Source organism: Parvimonas sp. D9 (assembly GCF_035282565.1).
Classification (GTDB): domain Bacteria; phylum Bacillota; class Clostridia; order Tissierellales; family Peptoniphilaceae; genus Parvimonas; species Parvimonas micra.
The window spans coordinates 1-1,425 of sequence record NZ_JAYKBM010000018.1 but is presented as its reverse complement, the minus strand read 5'-3'; the positions used below and the strand labels follow the sequence as shown (position 1 = coordinate 1,425).

Here is a 1,425-nt window from a genome sequence, read left to right as displayed (position 1 = left end):
GCAGGTTGAAGTGAAAGTAAAATTTCATGGAGGACCGAACCGGGTAGCGTTTAAAAGCTATCGGATGACTTGTGGATAGGGGTGAAAAGCCAATCGAACTTGGAGATAGCTGGTTCTCCTCGAAATAGCTTTAGGGCTAGCCTCAATTTAGTTTACAGGGGGTAGAGCACTGAATACCGTAGGGGTGTTAGACATTACCGAAAGTTATCAAACTGCGAATACCTGATAAATGATGATTGGGAGTCAGACTATGTGGGATAAGCTTCATAGTCAAAAGGGAAAGAGCCCAGACCACCAGCTAAGGTCCCTAAATATAGATTAAGTGGAAAAGGATGTTTTACTACTCAGACAACCAGGATGTTGGCTTAGAAGCAGCCATACATTTAAAGAGTGCGTAATAGCTCACTGGTCAAGTGGTAGAGCGCCGAAAATGAACGGGGCTAAAATCTAATACCGAAGCTGTGGACTAATTAAATTAGTGGTAGAGGAGCATTGTGTAAGGGGTGAAGCTAAGCTGGAAGGCGAAGTGGACTTTACAGAAGAGAGAATGCTGGCATGAGTAGCGAAAAGGAGGGTGAGAATCCCTCCCGTCGAAAGCCTAAGGATTCCTGAGGAAGGCTCGTCCTCTCAGGGTAAGTCGGGACCTAAGCCCAGGCTGAAAAGCGTAAGCGATGGACAACAGGTTGAGATTCCTGTACTATCTTTGAATGTTTGAGAGAAGTACTGACGCAGGAGGATATGTTGAGCGTGTGAATGGTAGAGCACGTCTAAGCAAGTAGGTAGAGAATAGAGGCAAATCCCTATTCTTAATATCGAGATGTGATGGGGAGCGAAAAACAAGTAGTGAAGCAACAAATTCCAAACTGCCAAGAAAAGGTACTATTGAGTGAGAAGATACCCGTACCAAAACCGACACAGGTAGGCAAGGAGAGAATCCTAAGACGCGCGGAAGAACCTTTGTTAAGGAACTCGGCAAAATGACCCCGTAACTTCGGGAGAAGGGGTACCATTAGATGTGAGATACTTGCGTATGGAGCATAGAGTGGTCGCAGAGAATAGGCCCAAGCAACTGTTTACCAAAAACACAAGTCTCTGCTAAATCGAAAGATGAAGTATAGGGGCTGACACCTGCCCGGTGCTGGAAGGTTAAGGGGAAATGTTAGAGCAATCGAAGCATAGAACTTAAGCCCCAGTAAACGGCGGCCGTAACTATAACGGTCCTAAGGTAGCGAAATTCCTTGTCGGGTAAGTTCCGACCCGCACGAAAGGTGTAATGATTTGGGCACTGTCTCAACAAAGGATCCGGTGAAATTGTAGTAGTCGTGAAGATGCGACTTACCCACGATAGGACGGAAAGACCCCGTGGAGCTTTACTGTAGGCTGGCATTGGAATTTGGTATTAAATGTACAGGATAGGTGGGAGAC

Annotated in this window: 1 rRNA gene; it reads left to right on the top strand. The window is 46.0% G+C overall.

Annotation, left to right across the window (positions count from 1 at the left end):
• A 23S ribosomal RNA gene (locus VJI94_RS07770) occupies positions 1 to 1,425 on the top strand; the annotation flags it as partial.